General features: G+C 67.0%; 14 protein-coding genes and 1 tRNA gene. 7 read left to right on the top strand and 8 right to left on the bottom strand.

Annotation, left to right across the window (positions count from 1 at the left end; all coding sequences use genetic code 11):
• Positions 1–25: 25 nt before the first annotated feature.
• Positions 26–349, top strand: coding sequence for a thioredoxin (trxA, locus tag BMW51_RS03285; protein ID WP_019517237.1), 324 nt, complete (start codon positions 26–28; stop codon positions 347–349).
• Positions 346–771 (top strand): hypothetical protein, encoded by a 426-nt coding sequence (locus BMW51_RS03280; protein ID WP_143051788.1) that lies wholly within the window; start codon positions 346–348, stop codon positions 769–771. The genes trxA and BMW51_RS03280 overlap by 4 nt, the downstream gene beginning before the upstream one ends.
• On the opposite strand, the gene BMW51_RS03275 is transcribed toward BMW51_RS03280, so the two are convergent.
• The gene (locus BMW51_RS03275; protein WP_093003253.1) at positions 761–1,564 is read right to left on the bottom strand and encodes an inositol monophosphatase family protein; all 804 of its coding nucleotides are present in this window, start codon (positions 1,562–1,564) and stop codon (positions 761–763) included. The two genes, BMW51_RS03280 and BMW51_RS03275, sit on opposite strands and share 11 nt — an antisense overlap.
• A gap of 10 nt (positions 1,565–1,574) precedes the next feature.
• Positions 1,575–2,807 carry a bifunctional glutamate N-acetyltransferase/amino-acid acetyltransferase ArgJ gene (argJ, locus tag BMW51_RS03270; protein WP_093003251.1) on the bottom strand — a complete coding sequence of 411 codons (1,233 nt, stop codon included), beginning with the start codon at positions 2,805–2,807 and terminating at the stop codon, positions 1,575–1,577.
• A 56-nt stretch (positions 2,808–2,863) separates the two neighbouring features.
• Between argJ and BMW51_RS03265 the strand changes: the two genes are divergently transcribed.
• The 3 genes from BMW51_RS03265 to secA all read left to right on the top strand — a co-directional run bounded on the left by BMW51_RS03265 (position 2,864) and on the right by secA (position 6,609).
• Positions 2,864–3,457 carry an energy transducer TonB gene (locus BMW51_RS03265; protein ID WP_093003249.1) on the top strand — a complete coding sequence of 198 codons (594 nt, stop codon included), beginning with the start codon at positions 2,864–2,866 and terminating at the stop codon, positions 3,455–3,457.
• Positions 3,458–3,516: 59 nt separating this feature from the next.
• Entirely contained in the window at positions 3,517–3,771 is a 255-nt protein-coding gene (locus BMW51_RS03260) for a hypothetical protein (RefSeq protein WP_143051787.1), read from the top strand.
• Between the two features lie 102 nt (positions 3,772–3,873).
• A complete protein-coding gene (gene secA / locus BMW51_RS03255; RefSeq protein WP_093003245.1) occupies positions 3,874–6,609 on the top strand; it encodes a preprotein translocase subunit SecA in 2,736 nt (911 codons plus the stop codon).
• Positions 6,610–6,770: 161 nt separating this feature from the next.
• On the opposite strand, the gene BMW51_RS03250 is transcribed toward secA, so the two are convergent.
• Positions 6,771–7,334, bottom strand: a complete 564-nt coding sequence (locus BMW51_RS03250) for a CC0125/CC1285 family lipoprotein (protein ID WP_245708252.1) — start codon at positions 7,332–7,334, stop codon at positions 6,771–6,773.
• A 473-nt stretch (positions 7,335–7,807) separates the two neighbouring features.
• Here BMW51_RS03250 and BMW51_RS03245 point away from each other — a divergent pair, with 473 nt between their 5' ends.
• On the top strand, positions 7,808–8,047 hold the full coding sequence (locus tag BMW51_RS03245) for a hypothetical protein (RefSeq protein ID WP_093003243.1): 240 nt from the start codon (positions 7,808–7,810) through the stop codon (positions 8,045–8,047).
• A gap of 206 nt (positions 8,048–8,253) precedes the next feature.
• Here BMW51_RS03245 and BMW51_RS03240 read toward each other — a convergent pair.
• The 3 genes from BMW51_RS03240 to moaA form a co-directional block, all read right to left on the bottom strand.
• Positions 8,254–8,328, bottom strand: a tRNA-Asn gene (locus tag BMW51_RS03240).
• 74 nt (positions 8,329–8,402) lie between these two features.
• Positions 8,403–9,182 (bottom strand): NAD kinase, encoded by a 780-nt coding sequence (locus BMW51_RS03235; RefSeq protein WP_093003241.1) that lies wholly within the window; start codon positions 9,180–9,182, stop codon positions 8,403–8,405.
• A complete protein-coding gene (gene moaA, locus BMW51_RS03230; RefSeq protein ID WP_093003239.1) occupies positions 9,179–10,192 on the bottom strand; it encodes a GTP 3',8-cyclase MoaA in 1,014 nt (337 codons plus the stop codon). Before moaA ends, BMW51_RS03235 begins: the two co-directional genes overlap by 4 nt.
• Positions 10,193–10,294: 102 nt before the next feature.
• Between moaA and BMW51_RS03225 the strand changes: the two genes are divergently transcribed.
• Positions 10,295–11,542 (top strand): GGDEF domain-containing phosphodiesterase, encoded by a 1,248-nt coding sequence (locus BMW51_RS03225; RefSeq protein ID WP_177171494.1) that lies wholly within the window; start codon positions 10,295–10,297, stop codon positions 11,540–11,542.
• A gap of 4 nt (positions 11,543–11,546) precedes the next feature.
• Here the strand turns inward: BMW51_RS03225 and mfd are convergent, their stop codons facing one another.
• The gene (gene mfd, locus BMW51_RS03220) at positions 11,547–14,999 is read right to left on the bottom strand and encodes a transcription-repair coupling factor (RefSeq protein ID WP_093003235.1); all 3,453 of its coding nucleotides are present in this window, start codon (positions 14,997–14,999) and stop codon (positions 11,547–11,549) included.
• A 34-nt stretch (positions 15,000–15,033) separates the two neighbouring features.
• Positions 15,034–15,300 carry an FAD assembly factor SdhE gene (locus BMW51_RS03215; RefSeq protein WP_093003233.1) on the bottom strand — a complete coding sequence of 89 codons (267 nt, stop codon included), beginning with the start codon at positions 15,298–15,300 and terminating at the stop codon, positions 15,034–15,036.
• Positions 15,301–15,333: the final 33 nt, after the last annotated feature.

The following is a 15,333-nucleotide window of genomic DNA, read 5'->3' as shown; positions in this document are numbered from 1 at the left end:
ATCGGCAACAACACAGGAGTTTACGATGGCTACCAAGAAGATCACCGACGCCAGCTTCCAGAACGACGTGCTGTCAGCCGACAAGCCCGTGCTGGTCGATTTCTGGGCCGAGTGGTGCGGCCCGTGCAAGATGATCGGCCCGAGCCTCGAGGAGCTGTCGGACGAGCTCGGCGAGCAAGTGACGATCGCCAAGATCAACATCGACGAGAACCCCGACGCGCCGGGCCAGTACGGCGTGCGCGGAATCCCGACGATGATCCTGTTCAAGGGCGGCGTGCCCGCGGCGACCAAGGTTGGTGCCGAGCCCAAGGGCCGGATCAAGGCCTGGCTCGAGGGTGAGCTCGCGTGATCCTCGCGGCGCTGCTGCTCTCGGCAGCAGCGCCGGCTGATCCATGTGCGTGGAGCGCACCATCGCCTCCACGTCGCATGAAGGGCGTGTTCGTCAACGAGTTCGAGGCGCAGCGCTTCTACGAAGTTACAATCGTCGGCGAGATCGCGCCGCGCACGCCGTTCTCGTGGCTCGATCGAGATGCTGCGGAACAGCCTGCGACGATGTCGCCGTGGCCTCGTGGGCATGTATTCGAGGTCGAACTGATCGGCGTGGAGCGTTTCGCCCCTGCCTCAGCTAGTGATCTTTCCCCACCCTGTGCACCGACCAATGGCGAGCGAAGCGCGATCCGCGCGATCCGCGCGATCAGGATCGTGTCGCAGCGCGATCTTGGTGTGGTCAACGAGATCCTGCCGACCCGGCGGTCGCACCTCAGTCGGTAATCGCGCCCAGCACGCGCGCTCCGCGTTTCCAAAGCGAAGGGGACGCCGCCGCGAGTAGGCCCTTGCCGGTGTCGGTCAGCGCGTAGGGGTGTCCGTCCGGCCGCGCGACATGGCCGCCCGCTTCGGTCAGGAACAGTGAACCGGCGGCGTGGTCCCACGGGTAGATGCGTTCAAACCGCGCGATGTCATGCGAGCCGTCGACCAGCGCGGCATATTGCGCCGCCGCGCAGCGCAAACCGTGGCGCAGGTCGAGTACGCCCGCTGCCTTCCGCTCGATCGCGGCACCGTCCGCATCGGAGAACCAATAGTTCGAGTAGGTCGCGATCGGCTGGCGTACCGGGCGCTCACTGCACGTCACGCCCGTGCCGTCGATGAACGCTCCCTCGCCCCGCGCCGCGAAGCAGAGGCGCTTCGTGACCGGCGCGTAGATCCAGCCGCGCTGCACCACGCCGTCCTCGACCAGCGCGACCATCATCCCGAACGGCTCGCGTCCTTCGGCGAAGTTGTTCGTGCCGTCGAGCGGATCGACCAGCCAGACGCGGCCCTGCGCGACCGTCTCGATCAGCGAAGGATCGATCGATGCGGCTTCCTCACCAACGACGCGCGCATCGGGGTCGAGCCGCAGCAGCGCGTCGGTGAGGATCGCCTCGCTCTCGCGATCCGCGATCGTGACCCAATCGCCCGGCGTCTTCTCTTCGGACTGGCCTGCGTTTAACCGGCCGAAGCGTGGCAGTATCACCTCGCCCGCCACCCGCTCCAACAGCGCGGCGACGGCCTGATCGAGCGTGCTCATCCCCGGCCGCTCAGCTGCGGTAATCGGCGTTGATGCTGATATAGCCGTGCGTCAGATCGCAGGTCCACACGCGCGCGCCGCCGTCGCCCAGCCCCAGGTCGACGCCGATCTCGATCTCCTGACCCTTGAGGTGTGCGGCAACCGGCGCCTCGTCATAGCCCTCTACCGCCAGGCCGTCTCGTGCCACCTGCGTCGCGCCGAAGCGGATCGACAGGCGATCGCGCTCGGCCGGCTCGCCCGCTTTGCCGACTGCCATGACAACCCGGCCCCAGTTCGCGTCCTCTCCCGCGATCGCGGTCTTCACAAGCGGCGAGTTTGCGATGCTCATCGCGATGCGGTGCGCCGACCGGTCGCTCTCCGCGCCCTCGACCGTGATCTCGATCAGCTTGGATGCGCCCTCGCCATCGCGCACGACGAGCAGTGCCAGCTGGCGGCACACGTCGGCGAGCGCGGCGCGGAACGCGTCGGCCCCCGCATCCTCGTCGCTGCCGATCGGCGCATTACCCGCCGCGCCGGTCGCGAAGGCGAGCACGGTGTCGCTGGTCGATGTGTCGCCATCGACGGTGATGCACGAGAAGCTACGCTCGTTCGCCGCCGACAAGGCGGCTTGCAGGTAGCCCGGCGCGACCGCCGCATCGGTGAAGATGAAGCCGAGCATCGTCGCCATGTCGGGGGCGATCATGCCCGACCCCTTGATGATCGCGGCGATCGTGATCGTGCGGCCGTCGACCACCGCGGTCGCGCTCGCGCCCTTGGCGAACGTGTCGGTGGTCGCGATCGCGTCGGCGGCGTCGCGCCAGCCGACCGGCTCAGCGGCGAAGGCGGCGTCAAGCCCGGCCTCGGCCTTGCCGATCGGCAGCGGTACGCCGATCACGCCGGTGGAGGCGACGAACACGTCCGATGGCCGACACCCGAGCTGCGCGGCGGTACGCGCGGCGATCGCCTCCACCGCTGCGCGGCCGCGATTACCGGTGAAGGCGTTGGAATTGCCCGCGTTGACGACCAATGCGCGCGCTTCGCCCATCACCAGCGCGCGGCGGCACCACTCGACCTCGGGAGAGGGGCACTTCGACTGCGTCAGCACGCCCGCCACGCTGGTCCCGGGCGCCAGCTCCGCGAAGGTCAGGTCGCAGCGATCCCACGCCTTGTAGCGCGCGCGTGCGGTGCGGATCGTGACGCCGGCGATCGGCGGCATATCGGGGAAGGGCTGCGCGAGCGGAGAGGAGGGCGTGGCGTCGGACATGATGGACTGGGACATGAGCGCGCCATAAGCTGCCGCGACGGCGGGGGGTAGGGCGATTGATCGACGATCTGGAGGATCTGGCACGACGGCAGGCGCGCGCGCAGAACGGGCTCGATCCCAGCCACATGCGCCCGCAGCCGTGGTTCGTCGGCTCGGGCAAGCGGCTGACGTGGCTGATCGTCGCGATCGTGGCGGTGCTAATCGCGCTGCGCGGTGTCACGACATTGTGGCTCGCGCAGGATGCGTGGAACTGGTGGACGCATCGCAAGCCCGCACGGGTCGTCGGTCCGCCGCCTGTCTATGTGCCGAAGTCCGTTCGCTCCGAGCCGCCGCCACCAACGATCGTGCTGCCGCCGCGCGCGACCAAGCCGAAGGGTAGTCCTGCCGGATGGTTCGGGGCCGACTCTTATCCCCCTGCCGCAATCAGGGCGGAAGAAGAAGGTCGCACCGTCGCACGCGTGCTGATCGGCACCAACGGCCGCGTGGAGTCGTGCGGCATCGTGACATCGAGCGGCAGTAACCAGCTTGATGCAGCCACGTGCCGCATCCTCGTCAGCCGCGGGATCTACGAGCCTGCCCGCGATGAGTCTGGCTCTCCGATCCGGTCGACCATGCAAATGCCGGTACGCTGGGTGCTGCCGCGCAACTAAGCAATGAGCCTGCACGCCGATGGTGGACGCGTGCCGCCCGCCGCCTTATGTCCGCACGCGTGAACCTGTTCCTCCTCCTGTCTGCCCTGCTGTCGGCCCTGACCGGCATCGGCGGCAGCGCGCGCCAGCCGCAGCTCGCGCAGGCGGTGGCGCAGGAGAAGGTGGCGCGCCCGGTCGCCGCCGCGCGCGTCGTGCTGCTCGCACGTCCCGTACAGGCGCTCGCGTCGCTCGTGCACGCCGCCGCTGCGCCGATGACGCGCGGCTGGGCGCTGCTCCCGGCCGAGCCCGCCTTCGCCGGGCGTCGGCGCGAATAAGCGCGTCGCGGCGGACTTCCCGCCGCTTTCCTGCCGTTTTCCTTTGCGCGCGGGCAGCCGATCGACGGTGCCCGCGCTCGTTCAGATACAGGATCCACACCCATGTTCGGTGGCATCGCCAAGTCGCTCTTCGGGTCGTCCAACGACCGCTACGTCAAGTCGCTCAACCCCATCCTCGCCAAGATCGCCGCGTTCGAGCCCGCGTTGCAGGCGATGGACGACGCGACGCTCGCCAACCAGACCGTCCTGTTCCGCGAGCGGCTGGCGAACGGCGAGACGCTCGACCAGCTCCTGCCCGAAGCGTTCGCGACGGTACGCGAGGCGGCGAGCCGCGTGCTCGGCCAGCGACATTATGACGTGCAGATGGTCGGCGGCATCGTGCTTCACCGCGGCGAGATCGCGGAAATGCGCACCGGCGAGGGCAAGACGCTGGTCGCGACGCTCGCGACCTATCTGAACGCGCTGCCGGGCGAAGGCGTCCACGTCATCACCGTCAACGATTATCTCGCCGCGCGCGACGCCGACTGGATGAGCCGGGTGTACGGCTTCCTGGGCCTGACCACCGGCGTGATCGTGCCCAACCTGTCGGACGAGGAACGACGTCAGGCGTATGCCTCCGACATAACCTACGGCACCAACAACGAATTCGGCTTCGACTACCTGCGCGACAACATGAAGTACGAGCGCGCCAGCATGGTGCAGCGTCCGTTCGCGATGGCGATCGTCGACGAGGTCGACTCGGTGCTGATCGACGAGGCGCGCACCCCGCTGATCATCTCCGGCCCGACCGACGACAAGAGCGAGCTGTACATCAGCGTCGATGCGGTGGTGAAGCAGCTGGGCGAAGAGGATTACGAGAAGGACGAGAAGCAGAAGACGATCGTCCTGACCGAGGACGGCACGGAGAAGGTCGAGCGTATCCTGGAGAGCGCGGGGCTGCTGGAGGGCGCCAATCTCTACGATTTCGAGAACACGCAGGTCGTCCACCACCTCAACCAGGCGCTGCGCGCGAACGTGATGTTCAAGCGCGACGTCGATTACCTGGTCAAGGACGACAAGGTCATCATCATCGACGAGTTCACTGGCCGCATGATGGACGGGCGCCGCTGGTCCGATGGCCTCCACCAGGCGGTTGAGGCGAAGGAGGGCGTGCAGATCGAGCCCGAGAACCAGACGATGGCCTCGATCACGTTCCAGAACTACTTCCGCATGTACCCGAAGCTGTCGGGCATGACCGGCACCGCCTCGACCGAGGCGGCCGAGTTCTTCGACATCTACAAGATGAACGTCGTCACCATCCCGACCAACCGGCCGATCAACCGCGTCGACGAGGAAGACGAGTTCTACAAGGACACGCACGACAAGTTCCGCGCGATCGCCAAGAAGATCCGCGAGCACGCCAGCAAGGGCCAGCCGGTGCTGGTCGGCACCGTCTCGATCGAGAAGTCGGAGCTTCTGTCCGAGTTCCTGCGCCAGGAGGGCGTCGACCATTCGGTGCTGAACGCGCGCTATCACGAGTCGGAGGCGCACATCGTCGCGCAGGCCGGGCGGCTGAGTGCCGTCACGATCGCGACCAACATGGCGGGCCGCGGCACCGACATTCAGCTCGGCGGCAACCTCGAGTTCCGAGTCGAGGACGAGCTCGCCGGCATGGCCGAAGGGCCCGAGCGCGAGGCGGCGATCGAGCAGATCCGGCAGGAGATCGCAGCGGAGAAGGCGCGCGTGCTGGAGGCGGGCGGGCTGTTCGTGCTCGGCACCGAGCGGCACGAGAGCCGCCGTATCGACAACCAGCTGCGCGGTCGTTCGGGCCGTCAGGGCGATCCGGGTCTCAGCCGCTTCTACCTCAGCCTCGAGGACGATCTGCTGCGCATCTTCGGCCCCGACACGCTGTTCGCGCGCATGATGCGCTCGAACCTGGAGGACGGTGAGGCGATCGGCTCGAAGTGGCTGAGCAAGGCGATCGAGACGGCGCAGAAGAAGGTCGAGGCGCGCAACTACGACGTACGCAAGCAGGTCGTCGAATACGACGACGTGATGAACGACCAGCGCAAGGTGATCTACGAGCAGCGCGCCGACATCATGGACGCTGACACCGTCGGCGACGTGGTCGAGGACATGCGCGCGGAAACGGTTAACGCGATCGTCGGCGATGCCTGCCCGCCAAACTCCTATCCCGAGCAGTGGGACATTGCGGGAATGAAGGAGCAGCTGGCCGAGGTGCTCAACATCCAGCCGCCGGTCGACGACTGGCTGACCGAGGAAGCGATCGATCCCGAGATCGTGACCGAGCGCGTTCAGGCAGAAGCCGACGCGATGGTCGCGGCCAAGGCGGCCGATCTCGAGCCTGAGACCTGGACGCAGGTGGAGAAGTCGATCCTGCTGCAGAACCTCGATCACCACTGGAAGGAGCATCTGGCGACGCTCGACGCGCTGCGTCAGGTCGTTCACCTGCGCGCCTACGCGCAGAAGACGCCGATCAACGAGTATAAGCAGGAGGCGTTCTCGCTGTTCCAGCGCATGCTCGACAGCATCCGGGTCGACGTGACGAAGACGATCGCCAAGGCACAGTTCCGCATGGAGCCGCTGCCCGAGCTGCCCGAACTGCCCGACTTCATCACGACGCACTTCGACCCGTTTACCGGGGAGGATAACTCGTCCGACATCGACGCGGGCACGTTGGGCCTGATCCAGACGCAATTGCCGCCGATGCAGATCGTCCAGCCATCGCCGGTCGACGTCGGCGACGATCCCGCGCAGTGGGAAGGACAGGTCAGCCGCAACGCGCCGTGTCCGTGCGGGTCGGGGCGCAAGTACAAGCACTGCCACGGCGCAGTCTGAACTGCTTGGTCGATAGGGGCCTCCGGAGCGATCCGGTGGCCCTTTTTCGTTGTCGGTGCCGGAAGGCGATCTCGCCTTGTGACGCCATGCCGTCGATGGTCGAGGCAAAGAAAAAGGCTCCCTGCATCGCGGCAGGGAGCCTTTTCGTTCTTTCTACGCGGTCAGCGCGCCTGCGGCAGCTTGATCGTCGGACCCAGCGTGTCGATCACCTGGCGCGCGTCGAAGGCGCGGACGTTGCCGGGCTGCGGCTTGCCGCGGAACATCACGATCTCCGCGCTCGCCTCGTAGCGGTCGACCGTGCGGATGTCGGCGCCGCCGCCCCAACCGCCCCACGGCCCGCCCCAGAACGGATCCCACGAGCGATAGCCGAAGCTGCCGTAGAAGCCCCAGCGTGGACCCCACAGACCGCTATATGGGCCAAAGCCCGGGCCCCAGGCACCCGGCGTCGAGTAGGTACGTGCCTGACGGTCGGTGTCACGGTCGGCCATGACGAAATAATCATAGCCATTCTGTACCGTCAGTTCGGAGGCGCGGAACAGCAGGTAACGCTCGACCACGTCGCGATCAGTAACCGAATTACCCGCGAAGGTGACGCGATACCGATTCGGCGTAATCCGCGTATCGCTGTAGCCGGTGCGGTAGAAGCCCGATCCGGTCGCGGGACGATAGGCGGTTTCGGTCGCGCAACCCGCGACGACGGTCGTGCTCGCAGCCAACGCAACCACCAGCGCCCTGCGACTCAGTCTCCTCAACATCTCACATCTCTCCGCTCACGCCCGACTAGGCGCGATAGGCGCCGTGTAGCCGACCCGAGTGGAACGTGCGATGAACGGAATGGCTCCGCGCGGAGCCAATCGCTTTCAGAGTTGATTTTTCTCGATTTTCATAGCCACCGCCGGCTTGCCGAACGTCGCGAGCGCGACCGGTACGGCAACGAACGACGCGGCAACGATGCCCATCACGACCTCGATCATCAACATCTGCAATCCTCACCTAAATTGTACTTTTATGTTTCGAATGCGCAGTGTGGCGCCAAGACAACAACGTGGCAAGAAAAAGCGACACTGGCATTAATTGACAACGATGACGGGCACCAATTCCGGCTTGCGTGGTTATCGGTTGCACGACACCTATGTGTCGTCGGGACCGTCAGTAGTGTAACCACGCAGCCGGGCCGATCATCGAAGGAGAATTGACCATGCTGAAGAAGTTCCTGGCGGCTGCCGCCGTCGCATCGCTTTCCGTTTCGCCGGCGCTCGCCGCCACCGCCAATCCCGCTGCCAGCCTGTCGGTCGCCAAGAGCGTCCGCGCGAGCACGCCGTCGGCGAAGCAGAGCGACCTGGCCGGCTTCGGCTTCGTCGGTCTCGCGATCCTCGCGGGCATTGTCGCGATCGGCGTCATCGCGATCGTCAACGACGACAACGCGGACAGCAACTGAGATCGCGGCGCCCGGTGCCTCGTGCACCGGGCGTTCTTAGAGCGCCAAATCGCGCTCGTTGAATTGAAGGGCCGTCGCGTTGACGCGCGCCGGGCGCGTATCTGCGTCCGCGCTCACGCTCGGATGATCAGCGCATCTGCGCCGACGTGACGGTCCGATCTACTTGCTGACCCCGCGGCCTCATGATGATCTCACGAGGTAGAAAATGGCTCCCTGAGTAGGATTCGAACCTACGGCCGCTCGATTAACAGTCGAGAGCTCTACCGCTGAGCTATCAGGGAACGCTGCGCGGAGCCGCGTCTATAAACGCTGATTTTTTGGGTGCAACCCCTTTCGATCAGCGCGTCGTGAGTTTTCAGACGACGAACTGTTCCATCGAGATTCGGTCATCCAGTGCGTGTTCGGGATCGAACAACAGCGTCAACTCGCGCGCGCGGTCCATGCACACTTCGACGCACGCCACGTCACGGATCTCACGCTGGTCAGCGACCGCAGAGACCGGCCGCTTGGCGGCATCGAGGATGCGCAGCTTGACCCGCGCGCGATCGGGCAGGATTGCCCCGCGCCAGCGTCGCGGTCGAAAGGCGCTGATCGGCGTCAGCGCGATCATCGCGGAGCCGAGCGGCAGGATGGGCCCATGTGCCGACAGATTGTACGCGGTCGACCCAGCGGGCGTCGCCACCAGGATGCCATCGCACGACAACTCTTCCAGCACGACGCGGTCGTTGACCGTGACCTCCAGCTTCGCGGTCTGCCGCGTCTCGCGCAGCAGCGACACCTCGTTGATCGCGGGAAGCGAATGGACGCGGCCATCGATCCCCGTCGCCGTCATGGCGAGCGGCGTCACCTTGAACGCCTTCGCGCGCCTGATGCGCTCCTCCAGCCCGTGCTGCCGCCACTCGTTCATCATGAACCCGACGGTGCCGAGATTCATGCCGAACACCGGCACGATCGGCTTGCGACGTTCGAGCAGCATGTGAAGCGTCTGGAGCATGAACCCGTCGCCGCCGAGCGCGACGACGAGGTCGGCGTCCTCGACCGGCACCCAGTCCCACGCGTCCGCCAGTTCGGCGCGGGCGGCCTGCGCGGGCGGCGTCGGCGAGGCAACCAGCGCCCGCCGCGGATAGTCGGTCATCCGCCCGTCACGCTCATGTGGCGCGCGACCGCAGGGGCCGCGTCGCGCTCGATGCGGAAATCATGCCGCCGCGGCTTGGTAGTGAGCGCACTCTCAATCGCCGCGTCGAGCCCAGCGGTGCCGCCCTCGCGCAGCGCCGCGCGCAGGTCCCGTTGGTCGTCGTGGCCGAGGCAGGTGTAGAGCTTGCCCTCGGTCGTCAGCCGCACGCGGTTGCACCCGTCGCAGAAGTTCGCGGTCAGCGGCGAGATCAGGCCCAGCCGCGTGTCAGAACCATCGACTTGCCAGTAACGTGCCGGGCCACCGGTGCCGTTCAGATCGCGCGACAGCGTGAAGCGCGCTTCGATCATCTCCTTGACCGCGGTCAGCGGCACGAAGCGGTCGGTACGATCCTCCTCGACCTCGCCGAGCGGCATGGTCTCGATCAGGGTCAGGTCGTGGCCCTGGTCGACGCACCAGGCGAGCATGTCGCCGATCTCGTCCTCGTTGAAATCCTTCAACGCGACCATGTTGATCTTGACGCGCAGGCCGGCCGCGGTCGCCGCCTCGATGCCGTCCAGCACCTGCGCGACATCGCCGTGGCGGGTGATGAAGCGGAACTTGTCCGGATCGCGCGTGTCCATGCTGACGTTGATGCGCCGCATGCCCGCGCCAGCGAGCAGATCAGCATATTGCGCCAACCGCGTGCCGTTGGTCGTCATCGTCAGCTCTTTGAGGCCTTCACCGACGTGACGACCGAGCCGTTGCACGAGGTCGATCACGTCGCGGCGCACCAGCGGTTCGCCGCCCGACAGCCGCACCTTGTCGACGCCGCGCGCGATAAAACGCTCGGTGATGACCGCCAGTTCATCGAGCGTGGCGATCTGTGCGCGCGGCAGGAACGTCATGTTCTCCGCCATGCAATAACGACAGCGCAGGTCGCAGCGATCGGTCACCGATACGCGCAGGTATCGGATCGTCCGGCCGAAGCCGTCGACCAGCGACGAATCCGCACGGTTCGTAATCGTTGTCATGGACAAAGAGCTAAGCGGGGTCACGACGGGTCACAAGAGCAGGACGAACGATTGGCGGCTTGGTTGCGTCGCGCTACACGGGCGAGGTCGGAGGAAGAAGTCGTGGGGCAAGTCAATCGAGAGCGTCGTCGCGACGGCGGCGAGGCAAGCCCAGCGATCGGCGCGTGGCTGACGCAGGGAAGCGAGGTGACAATCGCGATCGTGGCGCTGGCCAGCTTCGAGATCATCAATGCCGCATACGGACGCGAGACGGGCGACAGGCTGGTCGATCTCGCGCTCGAACGCTTCGACCGCGTGTTGTCGGCGACCGACGAGTTCGACCTGAGCCGTGCGGGGCCGGTGTTCACGCTCGCGCTGCCGCTTTCGTTCGAGGCGGCGCATCCGCTGATCGCCGCGACCGAGTTCGCGCTGGCGCAGCCGTTCGTGGTCGGCGCGACGACCGTACACGTCGGCACGCGGATCGGCGTCGCGGCCGGGCAGGGCGAAGAGGCCGAGGAACTCCTCGCACGTGCGCGAACCGCACTTGCCGACGCGCGGGTGCTCGACGGCGCGACGACGCGGATCGCGCCGCCCGCGCCGCATCGCCCGATTGCGCAGCTCGCCGCCGACCTGCACCGTGCGATCGAGCGCGACGAGATCGCCGTCCTCTTCCAGCCGCAGGTCGCGCTCGGCAGCAACCGTATCACGGGGGTCGAGGCGCTGGCGCGCTGGAACCATCCCGAACTGGGCGAACTGGGGGCCGAAACGCTGCTCGCTGCGTCCGACCGCGCCAATCTCGGCATCGCCTTGTCCGACCACATTCTCGCGCGCGCGCTGGCGAGTGCCGCGACGTGGCCGACCGAGTTGAGCTCGCTGCGCGTCGCGGTAAACGTCACTGCCACCGATCTGTCGCGTCCTGACTTCGCCGAGCGCTTCCTGGCGCGCGTCGACGAAAGCGGTGTTGCCCGCGCGCGCGTCACGGCCGAGATTACCGAGGGTGGGTTGATCGACGATCTCGACGGCGCGACCGAGCTGCTGACGACGCTGCGCGACGGCGGATGCCGCGTCGCGATCGACGATTTCGGCACCGGTTATTCGAGCCTGGCCTATCTGACCGCACTGCCGGTCGATTATCTCAAGATCGATTTGCGGCTGACGCAGAGCATCGTCGGCGACCGGCGCCACCGCGTGGTGGTCGAGGGGATCATCGCAATCGCAAACGCGCTGGGGTTCGAGACGATCGCGGAAGGCGTCGAGACCGAGGAGCAGCGCGCGCTGCTCGAAGCACGCGGCTGCACCTATTATCAGGGCTTCCTGTGCTCGGGCGCGATCGACAGCGCAGGTCTCGCGCGGCTGATCGGCGCGGCGTAGCGCGTTACCCCGCCGCCTTCGCCAACCCCTTCGACAATTGCAGCGCGCCGTTCAGCCGCGCCTGCGGGTCGCCCCAGGCGCGGCTGACCGCCAGCTTGCTGTCGGGACGCAGCTTCGCGATCGGCCCAAGCTTGTCGACATAGGCAAGAAGCCCTGTGACATTGGGCGGCGTGTCGTCGTGGAACGCGACCAGCGCGCCCTTCGGTCCGACATCCAGCTTCGCGACGCACGCCTTCTTGGCGTTGAGTTTGATCTCCATGATCTTGACGAGGTTGTCCGTCGCCTCGGGCAGTGGGCCGAAGCGGTCGATCATCTCGGCGGCAAACGCGTCCAGTCCGGCGCGCTCGTCAACCTCGTTCAGCCGGCGGTACAGCCCCATGCGCAGGTCGAGATCGGGGACGTACTCCTCCGGGATCAGGATCGGCGCGTCGACGGTGATCTGTGGGCTAAAGTCGCGCGGTGCGTCGCGCAGGCCACCCGCCTTCGCGTCGATGATCGCTTCCTCTAGCATCGACTGATAGAGTTCGTAGCCGACCTCCTTGATGTGTCCCGACTGCTCGTCGCCAAGCAGATTGCCCGCGCCGCGGATGTCGAGGTCGTGGCTGGCGAGCTGGAACCCGGCACCCAGCGTGTCGAGGTCGGACAGCACCTTCAGACGCTTGTCCGCCGCCTCCGTCATCTGCCGCTCGGGCGGGCTGACCATGTACGCGTAGGCGCGCGTCTTCGATCGACCGACCCGACCGCGCAGCTGGTAGAGCTGCGCGAGGCCGAAGCGGTCGGCGCGGTTGACGATCATCGTGTTGGCGGACGGAATGTCGATGCCGCTCTCGATGATGGTGGTGGAGACGAGCACCTCGAACTTCTTGTCGTAGAACGCGCTCATCCGCTCCTCGACCTCGGTCGGGCTCATCTGGCCGTGCGCGACGACGAAGCGAATCTCGGGCACTTCCTTGCGCAGATAATCCTCGATGTCGGGCAGGTCGGCGATCCGTGGCGTGACGAGGAAGCTCTGCCCGCCGCGGTAATGCTCGCGCAGCAATGCCTCGCGCAGCACGACCGGATCCCACGGCATGACGTAGGTGCGCACCGCCAGGCGATCGACCGGCGGGGTCTGGATCACCGACAATTCGCGCAGCCCCGACATCGCCATCTGCAGCGTGCGCGGGATCGGCGTGGCGGTCAGCGTGAGCATGTGCACGTCGGCACGCAGCGCCTTCAACCGCTCCTTGTGGGTGACGCCGAACCGCTGTTCCTCGTCAACGATGACGAGGCCGATGCGCTTGAAGTCCAACCCCTTGGCGAGCAGCGCGTGGGTGCCGATGACCATGTCGATCGTGCCGTCGGCGAGCCCCTCCTTGGTCTTCTTCGCCTCGGCCGCGGGAACGAGGCGCGAGAGCCGCCCGATGTTGATCGGAAAGCCCTCGAACCGCTGAGAGAAATTGGTGAAATGCTGTCGCGCGAGCAAAGTCGTCGGGCAGATCACCGCCACCTGCATTCCCGCCATCGCGGCGACGAACGCGGCGCGCAGTGCCACCTCGGTCTTGCCGAACCCGACATCGCCGACGATCAACCGGTCCATCGGCTTGCCCGCCGCCAGATCGGCCAGCACGTCGCCGATCGCGCGGTCCTGATCGTCGGTTTCCTCGTAGGGAAAGCGGTCGACGAAGGCGGGGTAGCCGGCGCTGTCCGGTTCCGCGACCTCGCCCGGACGCAGCGCGCGCTCCGCCGCGGTCTTGATGAGCTCGCCCGCAATCTCGCGGATGCGCTCCTTCATCCGGCTCTTGCGCCGCTGCCACGCCTCGCCGCCCAGCTTGTCGAGCGTCGCCCCGTCCTCGCCGCTGCCGTAGCGCGAGAGGACTTCCAGGTTCTCGACCGGCACGTAGAGCTTGTCGCCGCCGGCGTAGCTCAAGGCGACGCAGTCGTGCGGCGCCTTGCCGACCGGGATCTGCATCAGCCCTTCGTAGCGGCCGATACCGTGGTCGCTGTGCACCACCAGATCGCCGGGCGAGAGCGTCGCCAGCTCGGCGAGGAAAGCGTCGGCGGACTTGCGGCGGTTGGCGCGGCGCACCAGCCGGTCGCCCAGCATGTCCTGCTCGGTCAGCACCGCGACGCCCGGCGCGGTGAAGCCGTGATCGAGCGCGACAACGGTCAGCGCGACGCCGCGCTCCGCCGCGCCCAGCGCCTCTTGCCACGTGTCGGCGAGGCGCGCGCCGATCAGGTCATGGTCTTCGAGCAGGCTCTTCAACCGCTCGCGCGCGCCGACCGAGTAGCTGGCGAGGATGGCTTTTCGGCCTTCCTTTTTCAGCCGGGCGACGTGCGCGACCACTGCCTCGTAGACGTTCGTCTGGTTCGCCCGCTCGGGTGCGAAATCGCGCGGGCCGTCGACCTCGAAATCGAGCACGCGCGCCGACGGCGGCTCGTGGAACGGCGAGACGAGGTGTGCGGGCGCGGCGGTTACCTCGGCCTGCCACTCCTCGGCGTCGAGGTAGAGCGTCTTAGCGGGCAGGGCGCGATAACTGCCCGGCTCGGCCGCCTCGGCGCGCTTGCGGTTTTCGTAATAGTCGGCGATCGCCTCCAGCCGCGCCTCGGTCGCCGCGGGCGCACCGCTGTCGCGCACGACGACGGCGTCGCCGAGGTGATCCCAGAGTGTCGCCAGCTTGTCCTCGAACAGCGGCAGCCAATGTTCCATGCCCGCCAGACGCCGCCCGTCGCTGACCGCCTGATACAGCGGGTCGCCGGTCGCGGTCGCGCCGAACTTCTCGCGGTAGCGGGTGCGGAACCGCTTGACGCTTTCCTCGTCGAGCAGCGCCTCGGACGCGGGCAGCAGCACGAAGCCGTCGACGCGGCCGGTCGTGCGCTGGTCGGCGGGGTCGAAGGTGCGGACGGTCTCGATCTCGTCACCGAAGAAGTCGAGCCTGAGCGCCTGTTCCTCGCCGCTCGGGAACAGGTCGACGATGCCGCCGCGCACCGCATACTCGCCCTGATCGTGGACGGTGTCGGTGCGGACGTAGCCGTTCGCCTGCAAGAGCGCAGCGAGCTTGTCGCGGTCGATCCGCGCGCCGGGCTTCAACTCGGCGACCAGCTGCCGCATGCGGAACGGGGTCAGCGTGCGCTGCGTCGCCGCGTTGACGGTGGTGAGGACGAGCTGCGGGCCCTTGGGGCTAGCCTGCAATCGGTGCAGCGCGCCGATCCGCTCCGCCATGATGCGCAGCGTCGGCGAAGCGCGGTCGTACGGCAGGCAGTCCCACGCCGGCAGCTGCACGATCTCCAGCTCGGGCGCGAACCACGTCGCGGTTGCCGCCACCGCGCGCATCTGCGCCTCGTCCGCCGCGACGTACACGGCGCGCAAGTGCGCCGCACGTGCGATGTCGGCCAGCAGCGAGGGCAGGAACCCCGACGGCACGCCCGACAAGGTCAGCGGCACGGTGGCGTCGAGGATCGTCTTCAATTCGGGCAAGTGGCGGCTATCCGTCTGTAGTAAGGTTTGGCGGTCAGGGCAGGGGCACGAAGTCGAGCGAACGCATGCCCTGCATCATCGGTCCGTTCCACTGCGGCGGGCAGGGGATCGACCCGATCGCCCAGCCCATGATGTCGACGTCCTGTTCCTCCAGCAGTGCCTCGAACCAGTCGAGTTCGTCCGCCGACCACGATGCGTGATGCGCATCGAAATAGCCGCCGATCATCAGGTCGGCCTCGCGCGTGCCGCGGTGCCAGGCGCGGAAGCGCAGGCGCTTGATGCGGATATCGGGATCGGTCATGGGCGCGCTCCGCGGCAAGGGGTTGAGGCGCCC

The organism is Sphingomonas palmae, from assembly GCF_900109565.1.
Taxonomy (GTDB): domain Bacteria; phylum Pseudomonadota; class Alphaproteobacteria; order Sphingomonadales; family Sphingomonadaceae; genus Sphingomonas; species Sphingomonas palmae.
The sequence above is the reverse complement of the archived record's forward strand: the minus strand, read 5'-3'. Positions and strand labels throughout refer to the sequence as shown.

What these genes read in the sequence shown, in the direction of transcription:
- trxA (WP_019517237.1), top strand. Translation starts at nt 26, where the DNA reads ATGGCTACCAAGAAGATCACCGACGCCAGCTTCCAGAACGACGTGCTG.
- BMW51_RS03275 (WP_093003253.1), bottom strand. Translation starts at nt 1,564, where the DNA reads ATGAGCACGCTCGATCAGGCCGTCGCCGCGCTGTTGGAGCGGGTGGCG.
- argJ (WP_093003251.1), bottom strand. Translation starts at nt 2,807, where the DNA reads ATGTCCGACGCCACGCCCTCCTCTCCGCTCGCGCAGCCCTTCCCCGAT.
- secA (WP_093003245.1), top strand. Translation starts at nt 3,874, where the DNA reads ATGTTCGGTGGCATCGCCAAGTCGCTCTTCGGGTCGTCCAACGACCGC.
- BMW51_RS03245 (WP_093003243.1), top strand. Translation starts at nt 7,808, where the DNA reads ATGCTGAAGAAGTTCCTGGCGGCTGCCGCCGTCGCATCGCTTTCCGTT.
- BMW51_RS03235 (WP_093003241.1), bottom strand. Translation starts at nt 9,182, where the DNA reads ATGACCGACTATCCGCGGCGGGCGCTGGTTGCCTCGCCGACGCCGCCC.
- moaA (WP_093003239.1), bottom strand. Translation starts at nt 10,192, where the DNA reads ATGACAACGATTACGAACCGTGCGGATTCGTCGCTGGTCGACGGCTTC.
- BMW51_RS03215 (WP_093003233.1), bottom strand. Translation starts at nt 15,300, where the DNA reads ATGACCGATCCCGATATCCGCATCAAGCGCCTGCGCTTCCGCGCCTGG.